This is a genomic window from Rhizobium laguerreae, assembly GCF_002008165.1.
Lineage (GTDB): Bacteria > Pseudomonadota > Alphaproteobacteria > Rhizobiales > Rhizobiaceae > Rhizobium > Rhizobium laguerreae.
Window position 1 is genome coordinate 311,920 of sequence record NZ_MRDM01000029.1, and the last position, 18,954, is coordinate 330,873.

The window sequence follows — 18,954 nt, forward strand, 5'->3', positions numbered from 1 at the left end:
GAGCACCAGAATTGTCCTCGACCCCGCTCGCCCTTTTCGTCGGCCTTCCGAATCCCACTATCTCGGATGATGAATTCGCCCTCTTTCGCGACACCAATCCGCTCGGCCTCTTCGTCGGCCGGCGCAATCAGCGCGAGCCGGAGCAGACGAGGCGGCTGATCGAGCGCTTCCGCGAAGCCGTCGGCCGCGACGACGCGCCTGTCTTCACCGACCAGGAAGGCGGCCGCGTCCAGCATCTCGATGCCGGCCCCTGGCCGCTCTTCCGCAGTTTCGGCCAGTTCGCCGAACTTGCGCGCCGCGATTTCGATCTCGGCAAAAAAGCATTGCGCCTTTCCTCCCAGGCCATGGGCGCGATGATGACGGAACTTGGCCTTTCCAGCGGATGCTCGCCCGTTCTCGATCTCGTCTTCGAGACGACGAGCGCGGTCATCGGCGCCCGCTCCTTTGGCCCTGATCCCGATTTCATCGCTGCCCTCGGCCGCGAGGTGGTCGATGGTCTGCTCGAGACCGGCAACATGCCTGTTATCAAGCACATACCCGGCCATGGCCGTGCGACGCTCGACTCCCACAAGGAGCGTCCGGTGGTCAATGCCAGCCGCGAGACGCTTACCGCCACCGATTTCAAGCCCTTCGTGGCGCTGAAGGATACGCCTTGGGCGATGGTCGCCCATGTCGTCTATTCGGCCTATGACGCGGAGCTGCCGGCGTCCGTCTCGCCTGTTATGCACGACGTGATCCGCAACGACATGGGTTATGACGGCGTGCTGATTTCCGACTGCATCTTCATGCAGTCGCTCTCCGGCACCCTTCCGGAGCGCGTCAAACAGGTGCTCGACGCAGGCTTCGACATCGCGCTCCACAGCCATGGCGACATCCCGGAAAGCGAAGCAGCCGCCAAGGCCGCCCGTCCGCTGACCGAAGCCGCCCTCAAGCGCATCACCGCCGGCAAGGCCCGCCTCGGCAATCTCAAGATCGATGTCCGCGCCGCCCATACTGAAGTCGAAGACATGTTTGCAAGCGCGCTGGTCTCCTGACCGGCACCTCATCTCTCACCGCATAAGAAAAGGGGAATAAAACATGAAAAAATATCTTCTTGCCGCCGCGCTAACGCTGCTTTCCGGATCCGCCATGGCGCAAACGGTGCTGACGGCGAATATCGAACCGGCGACGACCTGGGTTCGCAACTTCAACCCGTTCAACCAGACCTCGGCGCGCCAGTCGACGCTCGATTTCATCTACGAGCCGCTGGTCGTCTTCAACCGCTTCGACAGCAACAAGCCGGTCTATCGCCTGGCCGAAAGCTTCAAGCTCTCCGATGATCTGAAGAGCATCGAATTCAAGCTGCGCTCAGACCTGAAATGGTCTGACGGCAAGCCGCTGACGGCAGCCGACGTCAAGTTCACCTACGATTACCTGAAGAAATTCCCGGCGCTCGACTTCGTCAGCATCTGGACCTTCGTCACCGATATCAAGGCCGTCGACGGCCAGACGGTGCGCTTCACGCTCGCCAATCCGAGCTCGCTTGCGGCCGAACAGATCTCGCAGCTACCGATCGTTCCGGAACATGTCTGGAAGGACGTCGCCGATCCCGTGACTTTCGCCAACGAGACCCCTGTTGGTAGCGGCCCGCTGACAGAAGTGCCGCGCTTCACCGGCCAGACCTATGACCAGTGCCGCAACCCGCACTATTGGGACAACGCTCATCTGAAGGTCGATTGCATGCGCTTCCCGCAGCTTGCCGACAACAACCAGATCCTGACGGCAACGGCCGACGGCACGCTCGACTGGGGCGTCTCCTTCATTCCCGATATCGACAATGTCTATGTTTCCAAGGATCCTGCGCACTTCCATTACTGGTATTCGCCAAGCAGCATGGTCGCCTTTCTGTTCAACTTGGAAACGGCAAACGAGAACAACAAGAAGGCCTTCAACGACCTGAAATTCCGCCGTGCTGTCTCGATGGCGCTCGACCGCAAGACGATGATCGAGGTCGCCGGCTACGGCTATCCGACGCTGAACGAAGACCCCGGCCTGATGGGCGAGCTTTACAAGAGCTGGGCGGACCCGTCCGTCAAGGCCGACTTCGGGAAGTTTGCAACCTATGATGCCGATGCAGCCAAGGCCCTGCTCGACGAGGCAGGCTACAAGGACAAGGACGGCGACGGCTTCCGCGACAATCCCGACGGCAGTAAGATCTCCTTCTCCATCATTGTCCCGAATTCATGGACGGACTGGGTCGACACAGTCAACATCGCCGTGGAAGGCATCCAGGCTGTCGGCCTCGACGCCAAGATCGAAACGCCGGAGGAAGCCGTCTGGACCGGCAACCTCATCAACGGCACCTTCGATGCGGCGATCAACAGCTTGCCGGCATCGGCTTCGCCCTATTACCCCTATAAGCGCGCCTTCAGCGCCTCGGACAAGGGCAAGACCCGCTTCACCGCGCAGCGCTGGTTCAATCCGGAGGTCGAAAAACTCGTCACCGAGTTCACTCATACCGCCGATCTTGCCAAGCAGAAGGACGCGATGAACAAGGCGCAACGCATCGTCGCCGAAAACATGCCGATGATTCCCGTCTTCAACAATCCGAACTGGTATCAGTACAACACCAAGCGCTTCAGCGGCTGGTCGACCAAGGAAAACCCCTTCGTCAATCCGTCGATCTCCCGGACCAACCCGGCACGCCTGCTGAACCTGCTGGCCCTCGAGCCGGTCAAGTAAGCATCGCAATCCTCCGGAGCGGCGTAAAGCGCCGCTCCGTCACGACGGAGTCCCCATGGCTTTTCTGCTTCGCCGCCTCGTCTTCTACATGGCAGCTTTCATCGCGGCAGCGACGATCAATTTCTTCCTGCCGCGTCTGATGCCGGGCGATCCGGTGCAGATCATGTTCTCAAGCGCCGGCACCGAATTGCCGCCGGAAAGCCTGCAGGCGCTGAAACTCACCTTCGGCTTCGTCGACGGCCCGCTCTGGCAACAATACCTCACCTATCTCGGCAGCATCTTCACCGGCGATCTCGGCCGCTCGATCAAGTATTTCCCGCTGCCCGTCACCTCCGTGCTCGGCAATGCGCTCATCTGGACCGTCGGCCTGATGGGCACAGCGACCATCGTCAGCTTCGCGATCGGCACCTTTCTCGGCATCGTCGCCGCCTGGCGACGCGGCAGCACGTTCGATGTCATCGTCTCCGTCGGCGCGATCTTCGCCACCTCGGTGCCGGCCGTCGTCACCTCGCTGATCGTGCTCTTCATCTTCGGCTTCACGCTCGGCTGGTTTCCGAACGGCTATGCCGCCGACCCATCGCTCGATCCCGCCTTCAGCCTGCAATATATCGGCAGCCTCGCCTACCACGGCATCCTGCCGATGGTGACGCTCTGCACCGTGCTGATCGGCGGCTTCACCGTCACCATGCGCAACAACATGATCAATCTGCTCGGCGAGGACTATATCGTCATGGCCCGCGCCAAGGGCCTTTCGGATCGGCATGTGATGCTGTGGTACGCGGCGCGCAACGCCCTGCTGCCGACCGTCTCCAGCCTTGCCATCGCCATCGGCACCATCCTCGGCGGATCGCTGGTGACGGAGGTCGTCTATAATTATCCCGGCCTCGGCAACATTCTCTACCAGGCGATCCTCGCCCGGGACTACCCTGTCATCCAGGGCCAGCTCCTCATCATGACCGCAACCATGCTGATCGCCAATTTTATCGTCGACGTCAGTTATGTGCTGCTCGATCCCAGGCTGAAGGGAGCGTGAAATGAAGACCCTGCTTCAAAACCGCAAGGCGCTCGTCGGTCTCGTCATTATCGCCTTCATCGTCCTCGTCGCGATCGCAGCGCCGCTGCTGACGCAGTACGATCCCGCCGCCCGCACCGGGCGGCCGCACCAGCCGCCATCGCTCGATCATATCCTCGGCACGACCCGCATCGGCCAGGATGTCTTCGCCCGGCTGATCTACGGTGCCCGTACTTCGCTTGCCGTCGGCTTCGGCGCCGGCCTGCTGATCACCCTCGTCGGCACCGCGCTCGGCATCATCTCCGGCTATCGCGGCGGCAAGACCGACGAGATCATCAGCTTCTTCACCAATATGGTGCTGGTCGTTCCGAACCTGCCGTTGCTCTTGGTGCTTGCCGCCTTCATCGGCCAGGCAAGCCCCCTCGTCATCGCCCTTATCCTCGGCGCCACCTCCTGGGCCTGGGGCGCACGCGTCACCCGCGCCGAAACGCTCTCCGTCAAGCAGAAGGATTTCGTCAAATCGGCCGAGATGATGGGTGAGCCGCAATGGCGTATCATGACATTCGAGATTTTTCCCAACGTGATTTCAATCGTCGGCATCAACTTCATCGGCAGCGTCATCTTCGCGATCATCACCGAGGCGACGCTCGAGTTCCTCGGCCTCGGCGATCCGAGAGCGATCTCCTGGGGCACCATGCTCTACAATGCGCAGAAGGCCTCGGCCCTTTCGGTCGGCGCCTGGTGGGATATCCTCACGCCCTGTTTCGCACTCGCCTTCCTCGGTATCGGCATGTCACTCTTGAATTTCGCTGTCGACGAGATCGCCAATCCGCGGCTGCGCACCGGCAATCACCTGAAGCGCTGGTCCCTGCTCGTCCGCTCCGGGGAGGGCCGCCTGTGACGCAGCCGCTGCTTTCAGTGAGGAACCTCACCATCGACTATATCGGCGAGGAGAAGGACTTCCGCGCCGTCAACGATGTCAGCTTCGACGTCGCGCCGGGCGAGGTCTTCGGCCTTGCCGGCGAATCCGGCTGCGGCAAGAGCACCATCGCTTTTGCCATCAGCCGCCTGCACAAACCGCCGGCGCTGATCCGCAAGGAGAGCCGTATCCTGCTCGACGGTCGCGACGTGCTCGGCCTCAACAGGCAGGCGCTCAGTGCGTTCCGCTGGCGCGAGGTCGCCATGGTGTTCCAGAGCGCCATGAACTCGCTGAACCCGGTGCTGCGCATCGAAACGCAATTCTACGACATGCTGCGCACCCACAAGGGGATGAGCCGCACGGAAGCCCGTGAGCGCACCGCCGAGATGCTGACCCTCGTCGATATCGCGCCGGATCGCATGCGCGACTATCCGCACCAGTTTTCCGGCGGCATGCGCCAGCGCATCGTTATCGCCATCTGCATGGCGCTCAATCCGAAGCTCGTCGTCATGGACGAACCGACGACGGCGCTCGACGTCGTCGTCCAGCGCGAGATCCTGCAGCGCATCAACGAATTGCGCCGCAGCTTCGGCTTCTCCGTGCTGTTCATCACCCATGATCTCGGGCTGATGGTGCAATTCTGCGACCGCATCGGCATCATGCTATCAGGCCAGTTGGTGGAGCAGAACACGGCCGAGGCGATCTACAGGACGCCCAAGCATGACTACACGAAAAAGCTCTGGGCTTCCTTCCCCTCGCTGCGTGGAGGAGTGCTGCTATGACAGACGCCATTCTCGCACTCGACACGGTGACCAAGACTTTCGGCCATGGCTTCGGGGCCGTGCATGCGGCGCGCGCCATCTCGTTTTCGCTGCATGCCGGCCGGGCGCTGGCGCTCGTTGGCGAATCCGGCAGCGGCAAGACCACCTGCGCCCGCATGGCGATGCGCGAATATCTGCCGACATCGGGCCGGATTCTCTACAAGGGCCGGCCTGTCGAGGCGGCGAAATCCGCCGAGATCGCCCGTTACCGCCGTTCGGTGCAGATGATCTTCCAGGATCCCTTCGCCTCGCTCAACCCGGCCCACACCATCGCCCATCATCTCCGGCGGCCACTCAAACTGCACCGCCCGGAGATCAAGGGGGCCGAGATCGACGCCGCGATCCGTGAACTTCTGCGGCGCGTCAGGCTCGATCCCGATCTCGTCGCGCCGAAATATCCGCACGAGCTTTCCGGCGGCCAGCGCCAGCGCATCAACATCGCGCGCGCCTTGGCCGTCAAGCCGGAGGTAATCGTCGCCGACGAACCGACCTCGATGCTCGACGTCTCCGTGCGCCTCGGCGTGCTGAACCTGTTGAACGAGATGAAGCAGGAGATGAATCTCGGCCTGCTCTATATCACCCATGACATCGCCACCGCCCGTTATGTCGCCGAGGACATCGCCGTGATGTATGCCGGCCAGATCGTCGAATGGGGCAGCGTCGCCAAGGTGATCGACAATCCGCTGCATCCCTATACAAGGCTGCTGCTCTCGGCCGTGCCCGATCCCGAAGTCCGGTTCGACGACCCGAAGGCCCGGCTGAGGCCCGACGAGGTGGAGGACATCCGCCGCCGTTCGGCCGTGCCGCGGGACGACATCGTCGAATTCGAGCAGGATCATTTCATGCGGATGATCTGAGGCCGGCTTGCTGGCCTCATCTGGCGCCCCATGCTAGGGGACGGTCTCTTTCAGATGAGGCGATACCGTCATGCTGCCCTGGATCCAGCTCGATTCCGCGACCATTCCCGGTGAAAACGGCGAATTGCGGCTGAAGCGGCGCGGCAGCGAGTTTTCGATCATGCTCGGCGCCAACGAGCTGATGAACAGCCGCCTCAGCGGCTCGGAGGAGGCGCTGGCGACCCTTTCCTGGGATCGGATCAAAACGCATCCGAAGCCGCGGATCCTGATCGGCGGCCTCGGCATGGGCTTTACCCTGCGCGCCGCTCTCGCCGTCCTCCCGGAAGATGCCGGCGTCACCGTCGCCGAACTGGTGCCGGCCGTGGTCGCCTGGGCACGCGGGCCGATGGCCGAGGTCTTCAAGGGCTGTCTCGACGACCCGCGCGTCGGTATCCACCAGGGCGATGTCGGCGAGGCGATCCGTTCCGGTAAAGGCGCCTATGACGCCATCCTGCTCGATGTCGATAATGGCCCTGATGGCCTGACCCGCAAATCCAACGACCGGCTCTACGATTTCGCTGGCCTTCGCGCCGCCGGCGACGCGTTGCGCCCCGGCGGCGTGCTCGCCGTCTGGTCGTCCGGTCCGGACCCCGATTTCACCCGACGTCTCAAGGGCAGCGGTTTTGCCGTCGATGTGGTCAACACGCGCGCCAACGGCAAACGCGGCGGCGCCCGCCACGTCATCTGGCTGGCCGTCAAACCAGTGAAATGACGCTCAAGCAGACGCGATCCTGCGGGCGGCATTGATGGCGCGGCGAGCGCCGGAGCGCAGTTGCGCGGTCTCGGCACCGGCAATGACCAGATCGAAGCCGAATTTCAGTAGCTCGCCCGCCCGCTCGCCGTCGGCGGCGAAGGCGCAGGCGAATTTGCCATGGGCGCGGCAGCGCGAAACCGCATGCTGCATGGCGCTGTCGATCTCGGCGGCGTTCGGCGCAACCTGGTCGCCGTTCGAGAGTGCGATCGAAAGGTCGGAGGGGCCGATGAAGATACCGTCGATGCCGGCAACGCCGAGGATACCGTCAATCGCCTCGAGTGCCGCCCGGGTCTCGATCATGGCGATGGCGACGGTCAGCGCGTTGGCGTTCTTCAGATAATCATCGGCCGACAGGCCGGTATGGTTGAGCGCCAGCGACGGTCCCCAGCTGCGTTCGCCGAGAGGCGGATATTTCGTGGTCTTGACGAAGGCTTGCGCGTCTTCGGCCGAATTGATCATCGGCGCTATGATGCCGGAGGCACCGGCATCGAGCAGGCGCGAGGCGGACGCGAAATCACCGACCGGTATGCGCGCCAGCGCCGGCTTGCCGGCAAGCCGCACCTGGGCGACGGCATTCGCTGCCGAGGGCATGTCCCACATGCCGTGCTGCATATCCAGCACGATGGTGTCGAAAGCCTCCTGCGCCAGGTGATTGGCGAGCGTGGCGTCGGGAATACCGACCCAGGCGGAGATCATGCCGCCCCGGTGTTGCCTGATCCGGTCCGCAAAGCCGTCGATTTCAGCTGCGCTCATGCCATTCTCCTCAGTTCGACAGGCCGCCTGCGGCCAGATATTTCACCTTGAGGAACTCTTCGATGTCGAATTCCCTCAAAGCCATGCACGGGGTTGCCGGCTCATCCTCTCCTGCGCAGCCGTGAAATAATGACCGTCACGGCGATCCCCGCTGCAGCCATGATGCCTCCCCAGAGAACCCAGATGCTTTGGTTGATCATGAAACTGGATGCGGGATAGGGAAAATAACCGCTTCCCTGTGCGATCCAGATCAGCCCCAGGAGGATCATGAGCAGTCCAACGACGTATCCGACGGTTCGCGGCATGCTTCGGCCCTCCCTATGAATCGATGCCACAATGTCGATCGGCATCGGTCATGACAAGGCTTCTCTCCTGGGAGCGAACATATTCCGGATACGATGAGGCACCGGCCTCGGGCCGAATGTCATATGCGGCCGACTTCATCCACCAGCCAGCTGCTGAGCCTCTCGCTGTGAATATTGGCCGATCGCGGCGGTATCAGCCAGTAACCGCGGTCGCGTGCCTCGAGCGGCGGCCCGGCTTCCACCAGCATTTGTGTGGAGAGAAGCGTATCGACCAGCCCCATCCAGCCGACCGCCACGCCTTGCTCGCTGAGAGCCGCCTGGACGACCAGCGAGTAGGTGTTGAAACTGACATCACCGCGGCCGGCGTGGAGATCGCGAGTTACGGAGAATTCGGCAAAATAACTTCGCCAGTCGAACCAGGGAGATGGCGTCGGCGAATCGAGATGGATCAGGATCGCCTTGGCAAGCTGCTGCGGATCGTCGAACGGGCCGTTGCGATCGAGAAAGCCTCGCGTGCAGACGGGCACCACCTTTTCCTGCAGCAGAAGTGATCCGACGGCACCGAATTCCGCCTTTGTGCCGAAAACCACCGCCACATCTGCGTCGTCACGAAAGCCGGGCTCGAGCCGCTGCGTCGCGACGATCTGTATATCCGTTTCGGGGTGAAGCAGGCGAAAGCCATGCATGCGCGGGATCAGCCAGAGCGCTGAAAAGGCATAGTCGGTTCTTAGTCTGACGACCGGCCTTTGAGCCTCGGTGCGGAAACTGCGCGCCAGGGCATCGACGTCAGCAACCGTCTTGGCCGCGACCTGGAAAAGCCGTTCGCCCTCCGCGGTCAATTCGACGCCGCGGTGCTGCCGGCGCAGCAGGGCGACGCCGAACTGCTCTTCCAGCCGTCGGATCTGATAACTGACGGCAGGCTGCGTGAGGCCGAGTCCTGCCGCCGCGGCCGAAAAGCTGCCGAGCCTTGCAACCTCAGCGAAGATGCGCATCCATCCCAGCTCAGGCCGGCGATCTGGCATAAAAACCCCTTTTGGCAAACATCAAAAAAAGCCATCTTTACAAGGAGGACGATAGTGGTTTTGATAAGATCTGCAAATAGCAATGGGCGCCTCCTTCCAGCAAGATCGTCCCCAGCCTTTGAGACCACAGGAGACAATTTCGCATGGCGCGTCCGAATATCCTCATCCTGATGGTCGATCAGTTGAATGGGACTTTCTTTCCAGATGGGCCTGCCGAGTTTCTGCATGCGCCGCATCTGAAATCACTGGCGGAACGTTCCGTGCGCTTCACCAACGCCTATACGGCAAGCCCGCTCTGCGCACCGGCGCGGGCCTCCTTCATGTCCGGACAATTGCCGAGCCGAACCCGCGTCTATGACAATGCGGCGGAATTTGCCTCCGACATTCCGACCTATGCGCATCATCTGCGCGCTGCCGGATACCAGACCGCACTTTCCGGCAAGATGCACTTCGTCGGCCCCGACCAGTTGCACGGCTTCGAGGAGCGCCTAACGACGGATATCTACCCGGCCGACTTCGGCTGGACGCCCGATTATAGCAAGCCCGGCGAGCGCATAGACTGGTGGTATCACAATCTGGGTTCGGTCGCCGGCGCCGGCGTTGCCGAGATCACCAACCAGATGGAGTATGACGACGAGGTCGCCTACCATGCCGGCCGCAAGCTGTTCGATCTCTCGCGCGGTCATGACGAGCGCCCCTGGTGCCTGACCGTCAGCTTCACCCATCCGCACGATCCCTACGTCGCGCGCCGCAAATTCTGGGACCTCTATGAGGACTGCCCGGCACTTGACCCGACGGTTGCGCCGATTGCCTTCGAGCGGCAGGACCCGCACTCGCAGCGTCTGATGAAAGCCTGCGATCACGACGCTTTCGACATCAACGATGAGCAGATCAGGCGGGCAAGGCGGGGCTATTTCGCCAATATCTCCTATGTCGACGAGAAGATCGGCGACATTCTCGGCGTCCTGGAGCGGAGCCGCATGGCTGAAAACACGATCATCCTCTTTGCCTCCGACCATGGCGACATGCTCGGCGACCGCGGCCTCTGGTTCAAGATGAACTTCTTCGAAGGATCGGCCCGCGTTCCGCTGATGATCGCAGCACCCGGCTGGCAGCCCAGACGGATCGACCAGCCTGTCTCCACTCTCGACGTGACGCCGACGCTTGCCGGTCTTGCCGGGATCGATATTGCCTCGCTGAAGCCATGGACCGAGGGCGAGGATCTCGCAGCGCTTGCCGAAGCGACCGGCGGCCGCAGCCCGGTGCCGATGGAATATGCCGCGGAGGGTTCCGAGGCACCGCTCGTCTGCATCCGCGACGGACGATACAAGCTCTCGCTTTGCGACAAGGACCCGCCGATGCTGTTTAATCTCGAGGCCGATCCCCAAGAACTCGACAATCTGGCGGCCGACCCGGCCCATGCCGAGATCTTGGCAAGCATTGTCGAACAGGCCGGCCGACGCTGGAACCTTTCCGCTTTCGACGCAGCCGTGCGCGAAAGCCAGGCGCGCCGCTGGGTGGTCTATGCAGCGCTGCGCAATGGGGCCTATTATCCATGGGACTACCAGCCGCTGCAGAAAGCCTCGGAGCGCTATATGCGCAACCACATGGATCTGAACGTGTTGGAGGAAAACCAAAGGTTCCCGCGCCAGGAATGAACGAAAGGTGCTTCTGGTTTAAGCCGTCTTGCGCGCCGGCGCCTCGCGCAGGAAATCCTCGATGAATGCCTTTTGCAGCAGGATGCCGTCCCATTCGTCAGGGAAGAAGGGCGAGTCGTAGATCAGCGTGAAGGGACCGTCGTAACCGGCTCTCTCGCACATCTCCAGGCACCTGCGGTAATCCGCGGCATCGAGGCCGGTAACGCCATAATCGGCCTTGGCATGGCAGATTTCCGCCCGGCCCATGATATCGGCAAGGCCCTGATATTTCGCCGGCGCCGCCCAGTTACCGAGGTCGCCGTTGAGGCCGACCTTGCCGTCCAACCGGTCCAGCAGCCAGTTCATTTCGACCGGCGACGGCAGCAGGTCGAACCAGTTCTCGACGACGACACGCACGCCGCTGCCTTCGGCCTTTCCGGCCAGCCAGTTCAGATGGTGGGCGGCGCGGATAAGGTTTTCCTCCGTCGGTTTCTGTTTGCCGGCGATGACCCGCATCCTCTCAGCCCCGAGGGCTGCGGCAATGTCGATCCACTCCGCCATCCATTCGACGTCGCGTTCGGCCGTCTCGGGATGGCTCGGATCGCCATCCTCGACGAGCAGCGTCTGGAACAGCACGTTCGAGGCCGCCATCGCGCCACGCAAGTCGCTTATATAGCCGACGTCGAGGCTCGGCAGATGGAAGGAACAGACCTCCAACCTGTTGATGCCGCGTGCCGAGAGCGCCGCCGGCACGTCGATCAGCGCCGCAGCACCGGGGCCATAGGGCTCTTTCGCAGCAGCACTTTTGTCAGGATCGGGACTATAGGCATGAACGGCGCCAAGCAGCCGATGCAGCGACCATGTCGAAACCGCGAAACGTCCGTTTTGCAAAACCTGCACTTGCTTTCCTCCGGGATCTCCTCATGCCATCAATGGCAACTAAATCCCGGCGGTTCAATTGCCAATTCAAGCAAGACCGCCTCGGCCGCAAGGGCAATCCCCAGCAGCGCCTCATCGCGATGGGGGGTGGCCGAAAGCAGCAGTCCAACAGGCATGCCAGCCTCGCCCGTACCGCAGGGAATGGAAACGCCGCACCAGTCGAGGAAATTGCCGAGCGCGGTGTTGCGCAACGTCTTGTTGTTCGTCGCGAAGAACAGCTCGTCATCCTGCTCCAACGGCCCGATCGGCGGCGCGACATGGGCAACAGTCGGAAAGGCGAGCAGCCGATCGCCGACGAGGCGCTCGACATCGACGATCAGGCGGCTGCGCGCCTCGAGGATCGCCAGGTAATCGGGCAGCGTCGTCTTGCTTCCGAGACGGGTGCGCATGACGACACGGTGGTCCATGCTTTCCGCGTCCGGTCCTGCCAAGCGTTCGCGGTGAAGCGCGAAAGCCTCCGCCGTGACCAGCGGACCATATCTCGTCATCAGCTCGAATATCTCGTCGAAGGCGGGGATGACGATGCGGGCAACCTTGGCGCCCGCCTTTTGAAGACGTCCCAAAGCCGCCTCGAACGCAGCGACGACGCCGGCTTCAGCGCCATCGAAGACGATATTTTCAGGCACGACGAGTTCCAGCCCTTGCAGGGGATGCGTGGCGACATCAGGCGCCGTCAAGCCGCGCATTGCCGCATCGATCCAGACCGCGTCCCTGACGCTGCGGCAGAGCGGTCCCAGCGAATCCAGGCTCTTTGCCAGCGGATAGACGCCTGCCATCGTGTGGCGGCCGCGTGTTGCTTTATAACCGACGATACCGTTGAAGGCGGCGGGAATACGCACCGAGCCGCCGGTATCGGTGCCCATTGCAACCGGCACCAGTCCGGCAGCGACGGCGACACCCGCACCGGAGGACGAGCCGCCCGGAATGCGCGGGAGATCGAGGCTTCGCGGATTTACCGGCGTGCCGTAATGCGGATTGATGCCGAGGCCGGAAAAGGCGAATTCGCTCATATTGGTGCGTCCGACGGCGACCATGCCCGCCTGCCTGAGCAAAGCGACGACAGCCGCATCGCGCTTGGCCGGCATCTCCTTTGCCAGAACGACGGAGCCCGCCGTCGTCGGCAAGCCTTCGATGTCGAAAAGATCCTTCCAGGCAATCGGAATGCCGTCCAGCAATCCAAGCGAGCGCCCTTCCCGCAGACGTCGCGAAGAGGCGCGCGCCTCCTCCATCGCCCGGTTTTCGAGCAGTGTGGTGAAAACCGCCTTGTCGGCATAATTCGCGATGGAATCGAAAACCGCCTCGGCGACCTCGACCGGATCGGCCGCGCCACCTTGAATGAGGATGGAAAGTTGCGCGACCGACATCGCGCCGAAGGATTTGCTCATGGGACTATCCAGAAGAAAGATGTTCCTGTCTGGACTACCGCGGATCATTCCGGTGAACCAGAGCTTCACGATATTTTGCATTTATTGGTACGATTTTTTGAACACTGCGTTTGAAGATCGCCCCTTCAATTGCCACGGTCGAAGACACACATGCTGCACGCATGCGGAAGCGGTTCGGCACGAGGGTGGGAGTTTGCTCTTAAGAGACCGGCGCCGCATGTGTTGCAGGAGTAATTAAAATGACAGATTGTGAAACTTTAAGCCGTCGCCAGGATATGGTGACCCTCCATGTAAAAGAGGACGAAACCGCCGGTTTAGGCGAGCGCGATTATGTAGATCATGTCAGCGCCCAGAAACTTTCGGCCTTCGAGCGCATTGTCGTGGTCGGAGCGCTGGTTCTCTTGAGCTTTGCGGGTTTTGCCGCATATTCTTCCGGCAATACGGACCCGATGACAACATCGGCCATTGCCGCCCCGGCCGGCGATAACGTGCCGCAGCATCCGGCCTACGGCCATTGCCGCGACAGCAGCCCCTACGCTGAGAGGGTTTGCTGATAGCAAAACATATTGCCGGGCGTGGAAACCTTTGCCCAGGCTGCATCGACAGCAGGAAAAGGGAAAGGACCATGGCCGGCGACATCGACTACAAGCTTCACCGCTTCATCGACGCCCAGAACGGCATCTACCAGCGGGCGCTCCTAGAGCTGAAAGCCGGACGCAAGACCTCCCACTGGATGTGGTTCATCTTCCCGCAGATCGCCGGTCTAGGCACGTCGGCGATGGCCGAAAAATATGCGATCCGCTCGGCGGAGGAAGCCGCCGCCTATCTCGCCGATCCCATTCTCTCAAGCAGGTTGTTGCGTTGCGTCGAGGCGATCCTATCGGTGAACGGGCGATCGGCGCACGAAATCCTGGGCTCACCCGACGACTTGAAGCTGTGCTCATCGATGACCTTGTTTGCCGCGATCAGCGATCACGGTTCGCCCTTCCACCAGGTGATCGAGCATTTCTATCAGGGAAAATTCGACGAACGGACGATGGAAATCCTCAGCGCCAGCACAGACTGATTTTATGCCGGTCGGCTAAAATCTGAATAGTTATCTGCCCGGTCTGCTCTCCAGCGTAGCAATTTCCTCGGAAATTTCGCTCAACCGCTGACGCAGATCGCTGTCGGTGCCGTCATCGACCTCTTCCTCGCCGAAACAATAGCGCGCATCATGCAGCTCCAGCTTGGCTTCGAGCTCGGCGCGTTTGGCATATAGGCGTTTGAGATAGACGTAGTTCATCTCCCTGCCTCCACATCGCCCTCGGGTTAGTGTCAAAACGGCATGGACGCGGTAAGGTTCCCCTCCCACACACTTGCGATGCTCAGGCGAAAGAAGCGATCGCCGCGTGGCAGGCTTTGGCGAAATGACCGCAGCAGCCGGCAGCGCCCATGGCCTGGCGGCTGACGCGCGCGCCTTCGAGCAGCAGCGTCAAAGTATCGGCAAGAAGCTGGGGTTCGCGCGCGCCGGCCGCCGAACAGAGCGCGGCCAGGCGATCACGCTGTTCGGCCTTGTGCCGCTCGATCATTTCGTGGGCTGGATGGCCCTCGCCCTTCAGCTCGATGGCGGCATTGGCAAGATCGCACCCGGCGGGCTCGCCGTTCAGACATTGCGCCCGCATCTCCACCCAGGCGTCTAGCTGGGCGCGCGGATTGTCGGGATAGGCCGATTCCAGATCGCGCCAGATGGCACCCGCCTTTTCGGAGGCGCGGCGAAGCGTCTCGCAGACGAGCTCGTCCTTCGAGCCGAAATGCCGGTAGAGCGTCATCTTGTTGGTCAGAGCCGCGTCGGCAATGGCATCGACGCCGATGCCGCGAATGCCGCGCTCGCGGAAAAGCTCCGAGGCGGTCGAGACGATACGCTCCCGCGGCGGGATGCGATCTTCTGGAACGGCTGCGGGGATTTCATTCGAAGTTTCTGATTTTTTTGCGGACGTAGTCCTTGACATCAATGTGACCGATCGGTAACAAATGCATTGTTACTTACCGGTAACACCACGAAACGCGAAAGTCAATGCCGAGGGCATGGCAGCGGAAAGTGGAACACGGGCGACCGCCCACGAAAGGAGGACAACCATGACAAAGACCAGAGATGACCTGACGATATCCGAAGCCCTTCGCGACCCCCTGATTGCCATGGTGTTACGCGCCGACGGCGTGAAGCTTGAAGACTTCAAGCAGCTCCTGGAGACGGCAGCCCGCAAACGTGAGCCACGCTCGACATCGGTCGGCAATATGATCGGAGCACTCGCAAGCCGCGCCAATCTGCCGGCAGTGCCCTGCTTCGGCTGAAGACGCCGCCTAAACAGCTTGGGGATCTCTCCCTGCCCCCGTCAAGGGCTGCCGTCACAACCAGACGGCGGCCCTTGCCGCTTTAAAGCATGTCGCGCAAAAGCGTCCAACGGACTTGCGCGCTTTATAGGATCGGCTTGCCGCCGGTGACCGCGATCGTCGTGCCCGAGACATAGCTCGACAAGGGATCGGCCAGCATCACGTAAGCCGTCGCAAGCTCGGCCGGCTGGCCGGGCCGTTTCATCGGCACCTGCTTACCGAAATTGCTGACGCTTTCTTCAGGCAGTGTCGAGGGGATGAGCGGCGTCCAGATTGGCCCGGGCGCCACGGCATTGGCGCGAATGCCTTTCTCGGCCAGAAGCTGGGCAAGGCCGGCGGTGAAATTCTGGATCGCACCCTTGGTCGTCGCATAGGCAAGCAGCGTCGGGTTCGGATTGTCCGAATTGATCGAGGCCGTGTTGATGATGGCGCTGCCGGGTTTCATATGAGCGACGGCTGCCTTGGTCAGGTAGAACATCGAATGGATATTGACCTTGAAGGTCAGTTCCCACTCTTCATCGCTGATCTCGTCGATGCTTTTGAAACTCGCCTGGTGCGCGGCGTTGTTGACGAGAATGTCGATACCACCAAGCTCCTTGACCGCTGTCTCGACGATCTGTCTGCAGTGGGCGGGATCCTGGATGTCGCCGCTGACGAGGATAGCCTTGCGTCCGGCCTGCTCGACGAGACGTTTCGTCTCATCGGCATCCTCATCCTCGTCGAGATAGGAAAGCAGCAGATCGGCACCCTCCCTGGCATAGGCGATTGCCACAGCGCGGCCGATGCCGCTATCGCCGCCGGTGATGATCGCCCGCTTGCCTTTCAGCCGCTCGGAACCGCGATAACTTTTTTCGCCATGGTCGGGAACCGGGTCCATCTGCGCGGTAAAACCCGGCATCGGCTGTTTCTGAGATGGGAAAGGTGGTGTGGGATAATTTGGCATCGTGACCTCCTGGGTTCAGGGGGTCAAACTCGGGCTAGGGCTTGTTGTTCCAAATCTCGCGGCGGAATGACTTCTCCAGCAACCGCTCACGCTGAGCACGCTCACGGCCGCCGCCGCATCCTAAATTTCCGGTGATTATTGAAAACAGAGGCTCATCTAGTCGGCCCAATCCGACTAGCAACCCGCGAAATGTTGCCATTTGCCACGGCGACGGCTATGCCATAGTAATGTAACATAATCGCGTTTGCATGAGGTGCGTGGAATTGGACGGAAAGACATCATCCGCAGTTTACTCCGAAGATGAGGGCGTTGCCGGCGAGGCCGGCGGCAAGGGTGCGCGTCGCGCACGCGTCAGCGGCATCGACCGGGCGCTTCAGGTGATCGACCATCTTTACGAGACCGGATCACCCGCCGGCGTCTATGCCATCGCCAAGGCGGTGAAGGCGCCGCTGTCGACCGTTTACGTGATCGTCGACGATCTCGTCGAGAAGAACATGCTGACACGCCAGGCCGACGGCTCGATCTGGCTCGGCGCGCGGCTATACCATTACGGCCTTGCCTATGCCAGGTCGCTGGACTTCATGAGCATCGCCACCCACGAAATGCACGATCTCTGCCGCCAGGCCGGCGAAACCGTGCAGGTCTGCGGTCGTGACGGCGACTATATGCTGGTGCTCGCCATGGCCGACGGCCCGAGCCATTTTCAGGTGGCGTCCCGCGTCGGCACAAGGGTGCCGCTGAACTGGACAGCCTCCGGCCGGCTGCTCGTCGGCCACCTGGCCGAGGAGGAGCGCATCGAACTGTTCAAGCGCTGCGCCCGCTCTTCACCGACCGGCCGCGCCGAGATCGATCCGGGCACGCTGTCGGAAGCCGCCGGCAAGGCCTTCGAATCGCGCCTGTCGATCCAGGCTGGGGAATCGGATTATGCGGTTGCCTGCATCGCCTCGCCGATCTGCGATCGCGACGGCCAGTGCGTCGCCACGATTTCCATCGTGCTGCCGGAACAGAAGGCGTTTTCCGACGAGAACCACTATACGGCGCATGTGCGCAGTTCAGCGGAACGGATCGAAAAGCTGATGGGCTGGCGCAACCGCTGAGCATGCGCCCGGCCCGCGGATCCTACCTGTAGGAATAGCCGTGGCTGTGGCGCACCAGCTTGCGCGCCCGCGGCACATAGCGGCTGGCAGCGAAGGCATCGGCGCTACCGCATAGCGTGGTTCGAACAACTTATTGAGGACCGAAACGTCGCCGTTGGAATCCGTCGCTTCGAGATCGGAATCGACCAGATCGAAAACGGTGAATTCCGCTTGCGAGCCGACCGAAAGCCGGTTCTCCATCGACAGCTTGATGACGGATGCCGGCGCATGGGTGACGGCTTCCACCACCTTGGCGAAAGGCATGCCGACGCTGAGAAGTTTCGACATCGTCGTCGCCAGATCCCAGACCGGGAAGTTCATCGAATGGCCGTGCAGATCGGTCGAGATCGAGAACGGCAGAAGCCCGCGCGCGATCGCCGCCTCGGCGACCTTGAAGGAGAAGGAGGCGCCGCCATGGCCGATGTCGAGGCGGATGCCCTCGGAGGCGCAGCGCTCGGCGAGATTGAAGAGGTCCTCGTCCTCCATGATGCTCGACCCTGCCTTGCCGTTGAAGCAATGGGTGACGACGTCGCCGGGGCCGAGAATCTCCAACACCTCGTCATAGAGCGCCGGCGGCTCGCCAACATGCACCATCATCGGCACTTTCAAGATCTTGGCGATCTTCTTGCCGAGCTTGACGGGAGTGACGCCCCAGGAGCCGGTGATGACATGGCTGGCGCGCACTTTGATGCCGACGATGTGCTCGGTGTTTTCGGCATAGACTTCAAGAATGCGGTCGAGATCGATATCGCGGATATCCCGCAATTCCGCGACGCGGTTGCAGGCGACGAGGCCGATCGAGCCGAGGTTCAGGAAGGCCTTGATGCGTTCGCGCGAGGGCTCGATGATATACTCCCGGAAGCCATGGAAATTCGCTTCACCGGCTGAACCGGCATCGACCAGTGTGGTGACGCCGCGCTCGACGCCGCATTCGGACGGACGGATGGAAATATCTGTGCCGCCGTGCCAGATATGCACGTGCAGGTCGACCCAGCCCGGCGAAATGAAGGCGCCCTTGCCGTCGATGCGCGTCACATCCTCAGAGATCGCAAGCGACGGACCGATCTCGGCGATCCCGCCGTCACCACTGACGAGAATGTCGATTGCCCGGTCGGATGTGCCGGCACCGAAGGCCACCGGTTTGACATTGGTGAGGAGAAGCGGCTTCTTCACGTGGTCATCGGGCATGATCTGCATTCCTTTCGAGTCTCGGACCGGGATCACTCCTCGATCATCCGTCTGCGGGTCATCATGGAAGGGTATGGGGAAATTAGAGAGGGCGCTTCAGGCGCATCGCATCGCCGCAATTCCATAGTTATGCTATATAGGATTTTATAG

The 18,954-nt window shown here is 61.6% G+C and carries 20 protein-coding genes and 1 pseudogene; 12 read left to right on the forward strand and 9 right to left on the reverse strand.

Features of this window, described 5'->3' with window-relative positions:
• The first annotated feature begins 11 nt into the window (after positions 1–11).
• From BS630_RS28795 to BS630_RS28825, 7 genes are all read left to right on the forward strand, one after another.
• Positions 12–1,034, forward strand: coding sequence for a glycoside hydrolase family 3 N-terminal domain-containing protein (locus BS630_RS28795; protein WP_077980111.1), 1,023 nt, complete (start codon positions 12–14; stop codon positions 1,032–1,034).
• 43 nt (positions 1,035–1,077) lie between these two features.
• The gene (locus BS630_RS28800) at positions 1,078–2,721 is read left to right on the forward strand and encodes an ABC transporter substrate-binding protein (RefSeq protein WP_077980112.1); all 1,644 of its coding nucleotides are present in this window, start codon (positions 1,078–1,080) and stop codon (positions 2,719–2,721) included.
• A gap of 55 nt (positions 2,722–2,776) precedes the next feature.
• Positions 2,777–3,754 (forward strand): ABC transporter permease, encoded by a 978-nt coding sequence (locus BS630_RS28805; RefSeq protein ID WP_077980113.1) that lies wholly within the window; start codon positions 2,777–2,779, stop codon positions 3,752–3,754.
• A gap of 1 nt (position 3,755) precedes the next feature.
• The gene (locus BS630_RS28810; RefSeq protein WP_077980114.1) at positions 3,756–4,634 is read left to right on the forward strand and encodes an ABC transporter permease; all 879 of its coding nucleotides are present in this window, start codon (positions 3,756–3,758) and stop codon (positions 4,632–4,634) included.
• On the forward strand, positions 4,631–5,434 hold the full coding sequence (locus tag BS630_RS28815) for an ABC transporter ATP-binding protein (protein ID WP_077980115.1): 804 nt from the start codon (positions 4,631–4,633) through the stop codon (positions 5,432–5,434). Before BS630_RS28810 ends, BS630_RS28815 begins: the two co-directional genes overlap by 4 nt.
• Complete coding sequence (locus tag BS630_RS28820) at positions 5,431–6,330, forward strand: ABC transporter ATP-binding protein (protein ID WP_077980116.1); 900 nt, start codon at positions 5,431–5,433, stop codon at positions 6,328–6,330. The genes BS630_RS28815 and BS630_RS28820 overlap by 4 nt, the downstream gene beginning before the upstream one ends.
• A gap of 70 nt (positions 6,331–6,400) precedes the next feature.
• The gene (locus tag BS630_RS28825; protein WP_077980117.1) at positions 6,401–7,081 is read left to right on the forward strand and encodes a spermidine synthase; all 681 of its coding nucleotides are present in this window, start codon (positions 6,401–6,403) and stop codon (positions 7,079–7,081) included.
• A 3-nt stretch (positions 7,082–7,084) separates the two neighbouring features.
• Here BS630_RS28825 and BS630_RS28830 read toward each other — a convergent pair whose 3' ends face one another.
• The 3 genes from BS630_RS28830 to BS630_RS28840 form a co-directional block, all read right to left on the reverse strand.
• Positions 7,085–7,876 (reverse strand): HpcH/HpaI aldolase family protein, encoded by a 792-nt coding sequence (locus BS630_RS28830; protein WP_077980118.1) that lies wholly within the window; start codon positions 7,874–7,876, stop codon positions 7,085–7,087.
• Positions 7,877–7,977: 101 nt separating this feature from the next.
• Positions 7,978–8,181 (reverse strand): hypothetical protein, encoded by a 204-nt coding sequence (locus tag BS630_RS28835; protein WP_077980274.1) that lies wholly within the window; start codon positions 8,179–8,181, stop codon positions 7,978–7,980.
• A gap of 119 nt (positions 8,182–8,300) precedes the next feature.
• Positions 8,301–9,203, reverse strand: a complete 903-nt coding sequence (locus tag BS630_RS28840) for a choline sulfate utilization transcriptional regulator (RefSeq protein ID WP_077980119.1) — start codon at positions 9,201–9,203, stop codon at positions 8,301–8,303.
• 143 nt (positions 9,204–9,346) lie between these two features.
• Here BS630_RS28840 and betC point away from each other — a divergent pair, with 143 nt between their 5' ends.
• The gene (betC, locus tag BS630_RS28845; RefSeq protein WP_077980120.1) at positions 9,347–10,861 is read left to right on the forward strand and encodes a choline-sulfatase; all 1,515 of its coding nucleotides are present in this window, start codon (positions 9,347–9,349) and stop codon (positions 10,859–10,861) included.
• 18 nt (positions 10,862–10,879) lie between these two features.
• On the opposite strand, the gene BS630_RS28850 is transcribed toward betC, so the two are convergent.
• Both BS630_RS28850 and BS630_RS28855 read right to left on the reverse strand, forming a co-directional pair.
• On the reverse strand, positions 10,880–11,740 hold the full coding sequence (locus BS630_RS28850; protein ID WP_077980121.1) for a sugar phosphate isomerase/epimerase family protein: 861 nt from the start codon (positions 11,738–11,740) through the stop codon (positions 10,880–10,882).
• A 29-nt stretch (positions 11,741–11,769) separates the two neighbouring features.
• Positions 11,770–13,164 (reverse strand): amidase, encoded by a 1,395-nt coding sequence (locus BS630_RS28855; protein WP_077980122.1) that lies wholly within the window; start codon positions 13,162–13,164, stop codon positions 11,770–11,772.
• A gap of 275 nt (positions 13,165–13,439) precedes the next feature.
• Here BS630_RS28855 and BS630_RS28860 point away from each other — a divergent pair, with 275 nt between their 5' ends.
• Together BS630_RS28860 and BS630_RS28865 are read left to right on the forward strand one after the other, a co-directional pair.
• Positions 13,440–13,718, forward strand: coding sequence for a hypothetical protein (locus BS630_RS28860; protein ID WP_027665604.1), 279 nt, complete (start codon positions 13,440–13,442; stop codon positions 13,716–13,718).
• 71 nt (positions 13,719–13,789) lie between these two features.
• Entirely contained in the window at positions 13,790–14,230 is a 441-nt protein-coding gene (locus BS630_RS28865) for a DUF1810 domain-containing protein (RefSeq protein WP_077980123.1), read from the forward strand.
• A gap of 30 nt (positions 14,231–14,260) precedes the next feature.
• On the opposite strand, the gene BS630_RS28870 is transcribed toward BS630_RS28865, so the two are convergent.
• Both BS630_RS28870 and BS630_RS28875 read right to left on the reverse strand, forming a co-directional pair.
• Positions 14,261–14,449 carry a hypothetical protein gene (locus BS630_RS28870; RefSeq protein WP_003547852.1) on the reverse strand — a complete coding sequence of 63 codons (189 nt, stop codon included), beginning with the start codon at positions 14,447–14,449 and terminating at the stop codon, positions 14,261–14,263.
• An 82-nt stretch (positions 14,450–14,531) separates the two neighbouring features.
• Positions 14,532–15,155, reverse strand: coding sequence for a TetR/AcrR family transcriptional regulator (locus BS630_RS28875; protein WP_003547850.1), 624 nt, complete (start codon positions 15,153–15,155; stop codon positions 14,532–14,534).
• A 127-nt stretch (positions 15,156–15,282) separates the two neighbouring features.
• On the opposite strand from BS630_RS28875, the gene BS630_RS28880 reads away from it, so the two are divergent.
• On the forward strand, positions 15,283–15,498 hold the full coding sequence (locus BS630_RS28880) for a hypothetical protein (RefSeq protein ID WP_025397489.1): 216 nt from the start codon (positions 15,283–15,285) through the stop codon (positions 15,496–15,498).
• A 124-nt stretch (positions 15,499–15,622) separates the two neighbouring features.
• Here BS630_RS28880 and BS630_RS28885 read toward each other — a convergent pair whose 3' ends face one another.
• Entirely contained in the window at positions 15,623–16,480 is an 858-nt protein-coding gene (locus tag BS630_RS28885; protein ID WP_003553847.1) for an SDR family oxidoreductase, read from the reverse strand.
• A 248-nt stretch (positions 16,481–16,728) separates the two neighbouring features.
• On the opposite strand from BS630_RS28885, the gene BS630_RS28890 reads away from it, so the two are divergent.
• Positions 16,729–17,577 carry an IclR family transcriptional regulator gene (locus BS630_RS28890; protein WP_041472614.1) on the forward strand — a complete coding sequence of 283 codons (849 nt, stop codon included), beginning with the start codon at positions 16,729–16,731 and terminating at the stop codon, positions 17,575–17,577.
• Positions 17,578–17,599: 22 nt separating this feature from the next.
• Here BS630_RS28890 and BS630_RS28895 read toward each other — a convergent pair.
• Positions 17,600–18,804, reverse strand: a pseudogene (locus BS630_RS28895) (amidohydrolase/deacetylase family metallohydrolase).
• Positions 18,805–18,954 lie beyond the last annotated feature (150 nt).

Excerpts from the sequence above, each read along its gene's own strand:
- BS630_RS28885 (WP_003553847.1), bottom strand. The coding sequence starts at position 16,480 with ATGCCAAATTATCCCACACCACCTTTCCCATCTCAGAAACAGCCGATG.
- BS630_RS28835 (WP_077980274.1), bottom strand. The coding sequence starts at position 8,181 with ATGCCGCGAACCGTCGGATACGTCGTTGGACTGCTCATGATCCTCCTG.
- BS630_RS28875 (WP_003547850.1), bottom strand. The coding sequence starts at position 15,155 with ATGTCAAGGACTACGTCCGCAAAAAAATCAGAAACTTCGAATGAAATC.
- BS630_RS28830 (WP_077980118.1), bottom strand. The coding sequence starts at position 7,876 with ATGAGCGCAGCTGAAATCGACGGCTTTGCGGACCGGATCAGGCAACAC.
- BS630_RS28870 (WP_003547852.1), bottom strand. The coding sequence starts at position 14,449 with ATGAACTACGTCTATCTCAAACGCCTATATGCCAAACGCGCCGAGCTC.
- betC (WP_077980120.1), top strand. The coding sequence starts at position 9,347 with ATGGCGCGTCCGAATATCCTCATCCTGATGGTCGATCAGTTGAATGGG.
- BS630_RS28820 (WP_077980116.1), top strand. The coding sequence starts at position 5,431 with ATGACAGACGCCATTCTCGCACTCGACACGGTGACCAAGACTTTCGGC.
- BS630_RS28865 (WP_077980123.1), top strand. The coding sequence starts at position 13,790 with ATGGCCGGCGACATCGACTACAAGCTTCACCGCTTCATCGACGCCCAG.
- BS630_RS28805 (WP_077980113.1), top strand. The coding sequence starts at position 2,777 with ATGGCTTTTCTGCTTCGCCGCCTCGTCTTCTACATGGCAGCTTTCATC.
- BS630_RS28810 (WP_077980114.1), top strand. The coding sequence starts at position 3,756 with ATGAAGACCCTGCTTCAAAACCGCAAGGCGCTCGTCGGTCTCGTCATT.
- BS630_RS28855 (WP_077980122.1), bottom strand. The coding sequence starts at position 13,164 with ATGAGCAAATCCTTCGGCGCGATGTCGGTCGCGCAACTTTCCATCCTC.
- BS630_RS28800 (WP_077980112.1), top strand. The coding sequence starts at position 1,078 with ATGAAAAAATATCTTCTTGCCGCCGCGCTAACGCTGCTTTCCGGATCC.
- BS630_RS28890 (WP_041472614.1), top strand. The coding sequence starts at position 16,729 with ATGAGGTGCGTGGAATTGGACGGAAAGACATCATCCGCAGTTTACTCC.
- BS630_RS28880 (WP_025397489.1), top strand. The coding sequence starts at position 15,283 with ATGACAAAGACCAGAGATGACCTGACGATATCCGAAGCCCTTCGCGAC.
- BS630_RS28825 (WP_077980117.1), top strand. The coding sequence starts at position 6,401 with ATGCTGCCCTGGATCCAGCTCGATTCCGCGACCATTCCCGGTGAAAAC.
- BS630_RS28840 (WP_077980119.1), bottom strand. The coding sequence starts at position 9,203 with ATGCCAGATCGCCGGCCTGAGCTGGGATGGATGCGCATCTTCGCTGAG.
- BS630_RS28860 (WP_027665604.1), top strand. The coding sequence starts at position 13,440 with ATGGTGACCCTCCATGTAAAAGAGGACGAAACCGCCGGTTTAGGCGAG.